General features: G+C 61.0%; 5 protein-coding genes. All 5 read left to right on the top strand.

The annotated features are described in order from the left end of the window. The coding region (locus EOA33_RS19830; protein ID WP_210212585.1) for a class I SAM-dependent methyltransferase at positions 1-886 on the top strand (886 nt) is incomplete at its 5' end. 81 nt (positions 887-967) lie between these two features. Then, positions 968-2,938, top strand: coding sequence for an asparagine synthase (glutamine-hydrolyzing) (asnB, locus tag EOA33_RS19835; RefSeq protein WP_126058862.1), 1,971 nt, complete (start codon positions 968-970; stop codon positions 2,936-2,938). 175 nt (positions 2,939-3,113) lie between these two features. Continuing rightward, the gene (locus EOA33_RS19840; protein WP_127406358.1) at positions 3,114-4,538 is read left to right on the top strand and encodes an O-antigen ligase; all 1,425 of its coding nucleotides are present in this window, start codon (positions 3,114-3,116) and stop codon (positions 4,536-4,538) included. A gap of 175 nt (positions 4,539-4,713) precedes the next feature. Beyond that, positions 4,714-5,187, top strand: a complete 474-nt coding sequence (locus EOA33_RS19845; protein WP_127406359.1) for a hypothetical protein — start codon at positions 4,714-4,716, stop codon at positions 5,185-5,187. Between the two features lie 69 nt (positions 5,188-5,256). After that, positions 5,257-6,593 (top strand): GAF domain-containing protein (locus tag EOA33_RS19850; RefSeq protein ID WP_127406360.1); only part of this gene is annotated, 1,337 nt, incomplete at its 3' end.

A 6,593-nucleotide genomic window follows, 5' to 3' on the forward strand; every position in this document is an offset into this window, starting at 1 on the left:
GGGGTTCCGCGTTTCGTGGAATGGTATCGGGAATTCTATCGAGTATGATCCGATTCCCTTGGTCTTTGAGAAAAGGACGACGGATGGGAAGCCAATGAACGCGCGCTATGATTTTGGCCGCAACTGGTCCGAGCTCGCCGCGCGCTTCGAAGACGAACACCTGGACCGGGCTTGCGAGGATCTTCGCCGTCTGGTGGGCGATTTGGACGGGAAGACATTTCTGGACATCGGCTGCGGATCGGGCCTGCATTCGGCGGCCGCCCTTCGGCTAGGCGCGGCGAAGGTCCGGGCGCTCGACTACGACGTCCGCTGCGTCGAAACAACCAAAGCCGTTCTTTCCCGGTTTGCGTCGGGAGCGGAATGGAGTGTGGAGCGAGCCGACATCCTCGATAAAGCGTCGCTCCCGTCCGGGACGTTCGACATTGTCTACTCGTGGGGTGTCCTGCACCATACGGGCGATATGTGGGCAGCGATCCGCAATGCGACCGATCTCGTTGGTCGCGGGGGGCGATTGGGAATTGCGATCTACCTGAAGACGCCGCTGTGCGGGCTGTGGACGGTCGAAAAGAGGCTCTACTCCTCCCATCAGTGGCTGCGACCTCCGGTAAGGGCGCTTTTTGTCTGCGCCTATATGTTGGCAAGAACGCTGCGGCATCGGGACGCGATCTCTTTCGTAAAGAACTATCGCCAACGCCGGGGCATGGAGTTCTTGGCGGATGTCGACGACTGGCTTGGCGGGTACCCCTATCAATCCACCTCGGCTGTCGAGCTGGAGACGGCCGTGGAAAAGCTTGGGTTTCGCACGAAGCAGCGCCTGAACGTCACTCCAGGAATCGGCCTTTTCGGAACCGGCTGCGGTCAATGGTGTTTCGTGCGAACGGATTAATAGCCGCCCGATTTTCCTCTCTCTGATTTTGCATAGAGAACAGGACTCGGGGACAGGCCATCATGGGAGCAACGACGCCGGATGTGCGGTATTGTCGGCATTGTGGGTGGCGTGGCCGCGACGAGCAGCGGCGCCTCCACTGTACGTCGCATGGCCGACATGATCCGGCACCGAGGGCCGGACGGCGACGGCGTCTGGACTGATGCTGAGGCGGGTGTCGCGCTTAGTCAACGACGGCTGGCAATCATAGATCTGTCATCGGCTGGCGCCCAGCCCATGACTTCGCACGGCGGCCGTTACGTCATCGTCTTCAACGGCGAACTCTACAATCACGGTGAGATGCGCACGCTTCTCGATCGGGAACATGGCGATCGTGCCTGGCGCGGGCATTCCGACACCGAGGTCCTTCTGGCTGCGATCGAGGAACTGGGGCTAAAACAAGCTCTTGAGTTGGCCACAGGCATGTTCGCGTTCGGCCTGTGGGACCGGAAAGAGAGAACCCTTCTTCTCGGGCGCGATCGCCTGGGGGAGAAGCCCCTGTATTATGGCCGTGTTGGTAAGGCGTTTGCCTTCGCCTCCGAGCCCAAGGCGTTTCATCTGCTTCCCGACTGGCGCCCAGCGATCGACCGGAATGCGCTGGCGCTATTGATGCGCCACAACTACATTCCCGCGCCGTACAGCATCTATGAGGGCATCCGCAAATTAAGACCTGGCCACCTTCTCGTTCTTTCCGATCCTGTGCGCGAGCCACGCGTAGAGAGCTATTGGAGCGCGAGGGAGGTCGCGGAACAGGGTCGCCGTGAACCTTTTCAAGGAAGCCCACAGGAAGCGGTCGACGAAGTCGAGCGCCATCTTCGCCGCGCACTCGAAGGGCAGATGATAGCCGATGTACCGCTCGGCGCCTTCCTCTCCGGCGGCATAGATTCTTCCGCAATCGTGGCGGTCATGCAGTCGATCAGTTCGCGGCCTGTGCGAACGTTCACGATCGGATTCGCCGAAGCCGGCTATAACGAAGCCGATCATGCCGAACATGTGGCGCGCCATCTCGGCACAGACCATACGGAACTATATTTGAGCGACCGGGACGCCCTCGACGTCGTGCCGCAACTGCCGGGCATCTATTGCGAGCCGTTTTCGGACTCGTCGCAAATCCCGACTTTCCTCGTCTCCAGACTGGCGCGTGGCAGTGTCACCGTTGCGCTGTCGGGCGACGGCGGAGATGAGTTGTTTTCCGGTTACACGCGCTACGCGCTCGCTGACGCGCTCTGGAACAAGCTTTCCCGCATCCCGATCGGCCTGCGTCGCGTGTCGGCCAGCCTGGCAACACTGCCGTCCCCCGAACTGTATGACAACGTCGCAGACGGGATCATGCCGCTCTTGCCGCGACGCCTTCGGCGCGAGCGGGTAGGCGACAAGATCCACAAGGCGGCGTCGGTCCTTTCGCTTCGAACCATGAACGACGTCTATCGTCGTCTCTGCTCGCACTGGGAGCCGTCCGAGATCATTCCCGATGCGGTCGAGCCACCCACGATGCTGACCGGATTGGAAGCACTTCCGACCTTACCGGGCAGCGTCGAGCGGATGATGTATCTCGACATGATGAGCTATCTGCCGGACGACATTCTGGTGAAAGTCGACCGCGCGGCAATGGCTGTCGGCCTCGAGACCCGCGTGCCGCTGCTCGACCATCGGCTGGTAGGCTTCGCGCTCTCGTTGCCGCTCTCCATCCTGCGGGCCGAGAACAAGACGAAGTGGCCACTCAGGCAACTCCTGTACAGGCATATCCCTCGCGGGCTCATCGAACGCCCAAAGATGGGCTTTGGCGTACCGATCGACACCTGGCTGCGCGGTGCGCTGCGCCATTGGGCCGAGGCGCTGCTCGACGAGCGCCGGCTGCGCGAAGATGGCTTCTTCCGGCCGGAGGCGATTCGGCGCGCTTGGTCCGAACACCTTTCTGGACAGCGCAACCACCAGTATCCGCTCTGGGACGTATTGATGTTCCAATCATGGCGGGAAGCACACCAGGGAGTTTCAACGGCTGTCGCGGCTTGAGGTGGCGCGTGGCCGACAATTTCAGTCAGGACTGCCCGCCCTCACAGCCGGTTGCGGGGCGCGGCGGTATTGCACTATCGGATACCGGAGCCAGCGGCTATACCGGCTCGGGAAAAGGGATGGCGGGGACCTTCGAACGATCCGTGCACAATCTGGAAGATTGCGAAGCAAGGCATTGAACCCGTTCATATCGCTCCGGCGGCATCTCACACCCGCGCAGGTCATCATCTACTTCTCCATCGCCTGTTTCTTTTCGCCACCTGTGCTGGGATCGGCGGTGAGCTTCGTCTTTCATGGCGGCGCACTCTGGTCGGTGCTGCTGCTGGCAGCCAAACGGCGGCGCTTCAATGTCGACCGGCCGATGCTTGCCATGACCATTGCGATCTATGCCTACTGCGCGGCTATGGTTCTGGCCTCGATCGTCAACGGTACGCTGCGGGCTGACGTCGCGTATTTCCTGCCGCTGGTCACCTTGCTGTTCTTCCCGATCTCCTATTCGACCTGGAGCATCATCGACAAGGCCAGCCTTGCGCGCATTGCTGTGCTTGCGAGCGCTGCGGCCTGTAGCGGTGCGTTGGTCCTGGCCATGGTCCAATATTACTGGATCGGGATGCTCAGGGCAGAAGGGGGGGCTGGAAATCCGATCGTTTTTGCGACTGTCACCTGTCTCGCCGTGATGATGTGCCTTTCGGGCGCTCTGTCGGGAATGGAGAAAGCCTGGAAGCCACTCTCTGTCGCCGCACTCGCCGGGGTCGTGGCGACTGTCTACTCGGGCTCGCGTATGGTTTGGGTGGCCTTATTGGTTGCCGTTGTCGCCATCCTTGTGGTCAATCGCCGGAGGTTCACTCGAGCGAATATGAGGCGGTTGCTGGTGGTAGCAGGCGCTTCCAGCTTGTTAACGGCGGCAATTACATTTCCGATCATCGTGGATCGCACTCATTTCCTTTTCGATGACTGGCAGGCCCTCACCACCAGAGGCGATCATTCCACTCCACTCGGATTGCGGGTTGGACTCTGGGACATAGGCCTCGATGCATTTCGTGAAGCCCCATTTTTCGGCCACGGCATTTCCGCCAGTCGCACGCTTACACAGGAGGGATTCAAGGAGCGATTTGGGACGAACCAAGGTTTCAACCACTTTCACAACGGCTTTTTGACCGCTCTTGTCGAGGCCGGGTTGCTTGGAGCTCTGGCTCTCACGACAATCTTCGGCGTGGCGGTCTGGAACGCAGCAAGGGTCCTGCGCCTCAGTGCCGATCCAGTCGAGCGGTTCGGTGCGTCAATGATCGTCGTCACCGTCATCGTCTATGTCATTGGCGGCCTGACCGGCACCCTTGTCGGCCATGACATTCTTGATTCGACGCTGATGGTGTTCCTGGTTTCCGGAACATACCTGGCTAGCGGACGCACGGTGCCACCGATAAAAAAAGCTCCTATTGCCATCCCCGGTCCGACCACCAGGCGGATAATGGACGTTCTCGGCCACGACGACCTCGACCATGCCGAGCTCGATTCCCCGGAAGCGTCGCAGGTGCGTTTGGCTATGCAGGGATTTGGACCGGGTCGTATGGCTGGTAACGGGCAAGCCAAGGCAGCCTGACGCGGGCATTACTCAGACGTACGAGTACCAGCCCTTTGTAGCAGCCACCTGCTACCAACAACACCTATTTCGGCGCTAACTAATATGAATGGCGAACCCGACTGTGGCAGTGTAAGGTTCGCTGCAAAGGAGAAGAATTGCCCTAACAGCACTGCCAACGAATCTGGGAGGATTCATGGTCGAGATCATCTCCAAGCGGGATGGCCCGCGGCGCGAGGACGTGCAGATCAAACGACTGATCGAGAAAAATCGCTCCACCATCGTCCGCCTTGCCGACCAGCTCAGCGCCGGCGGTTATTCAGCTTCCAAAAAGCCACGCCAGTTGCCAAAGGCCGAGGGCCTTGTCATCCACGTTGGTGGTGCCCCGGTGTCGGCGTCGGAAGCCAGGCCCTCTGTCCATATCAGCATCAACGGTCGCGTGGTCTCGAAGGATCAAAACACGGGCCGCCAGCTCCATCACATCGGCGACGTACGCAATCGCGACCGGGAACAGATTTTCGTGCTGGCGACGAAACAGAATGGCTACTTCGCGCCGGTCGACGAAACCGTAGCTGCCAAGCTTGCCGACATGGATGGGATGCGCCTCACCGGCGCTTACTCCGAAGAACAGCTTGCCGCCGAAATCGGCGCCAAGCTCGGCATCGGCTAACCAATTGGACGCGACGTCCGGATCGCCGAGAACACATAGCGATGGTCTCAAAGGTTCCGTGATGACTGAATGAAACGTGATCCGGGTCCCAGTCAGATGAAGATCGATGCTCTTCCGGCGCGTGCGCCGTCAGCCGGCAGGCAAATGGTTCTGGGCAACATCGATTATGACGAGCGCGCCACCATGCGCGCCTGGGAAGATTTTCTGGCCGACGAACCCAAATGTGCCCGCGATCCAATCAAGCCAAGCCACGTCCGCTCGCTCATTCACGACTCCTGGTATCGCAGCGCAACCGGCGGCATCAATGCGCAAGGGCATGAAGCCCCGCTCAACAGCGATCGCGACGAGATCGAATTTCTGACCCGGGCCAATGCCGAACTGCTCGCGGCGGCGCGTCGGTCCTTCGCCTCCATCGGCCAGCTGCTGGAGGGAACAGGCGCTATGCTGGTTCTTGCCGACAGCGACGGGGTGTTGATCGACGCTATCGGCGACAAGAAGACACTGCATAACGGCATGGATATCCACCTTGCCATCGGCGGCAAATGGAACGAGGACGCTGTCGGAACCAATGGCATAGGTACGGCACTGTGGACCGGGGAGCCGACTTTCGTCCATGCGGCCGAGCATTTCTGCGCCGGCATCAAGTCCTGGACCTGCGCCGGTGCGCCGATCCGCGATCCACTGGACGGCAAGATCATCGGTGTCGTCGACCTGTCGGGCTATTCGCCGATCTTCCGGCCGCATAACACCGCTCTGGTCGCCGCAACGGCCCGGCAGATCGAAAAGGCATTGGCCGAGCAGCAGGCGGAGCAACGAACGCGCCTGCTCGAGGCTTTCATCTCCTCGGCTTCCAGCTACCGCCGGAAAGACGGGCTGGTGATCCTCGATCATCGTGGCCGCGCCATCTTCCGCAACAACGTGCCCGATGGCGAAGCCACTGAAATGACGGACGGTCGGATGGAGGCTGGGCGTGGGCGCTGGCTGATGAACCTTCCTTCGTCCGGCTCGGAGGCCGATATCGCCAGGGCGCTGCCGGCCCATCTGCGTTCCTGCCACATCACGCCGCTCAAGCTCGACGGCGACCTGCGCGGCGCGGCGCTCGTGTTCCCGTCGGCGCCTGCAGTCTCCAGCGTGACCCACCGGGAGGCGGACAAGCACCTCCAGGACGCGGCCGCCATGATCGTCGGCGAAAGCGAGGCGCTGCTTGCTGCCGTCGATGTCGCCTGTCGCGTTGCCCGCTCGAACAGCGTCGCCTCGCTGCTGGTCGAAGGGGAGACCGGCGTTGGCAAGGAGCTGTTTGCGCGGCTTGTCCATGCCGGCAGCCGGCGCACGGCAAACGATCCTTTCATTGCGATGAATTGCGGCGCCATCACAAAGGAATTGTTCGGCAGCGAGCTGTTCGGCCA

The sequence above is a fragment of the Mesorhizobium sp. M4A.F.Ca.ET.050.02.1.1 genome, assembly GCF_003997725.1.
In the GTDB taxonomy this organism is placed as follows: domain Bacteria; phylum Pseudomonadota; class Alphaproteobacteria; order Rhizobiales; family Rhizobiaceae; genus Mesorhizobium.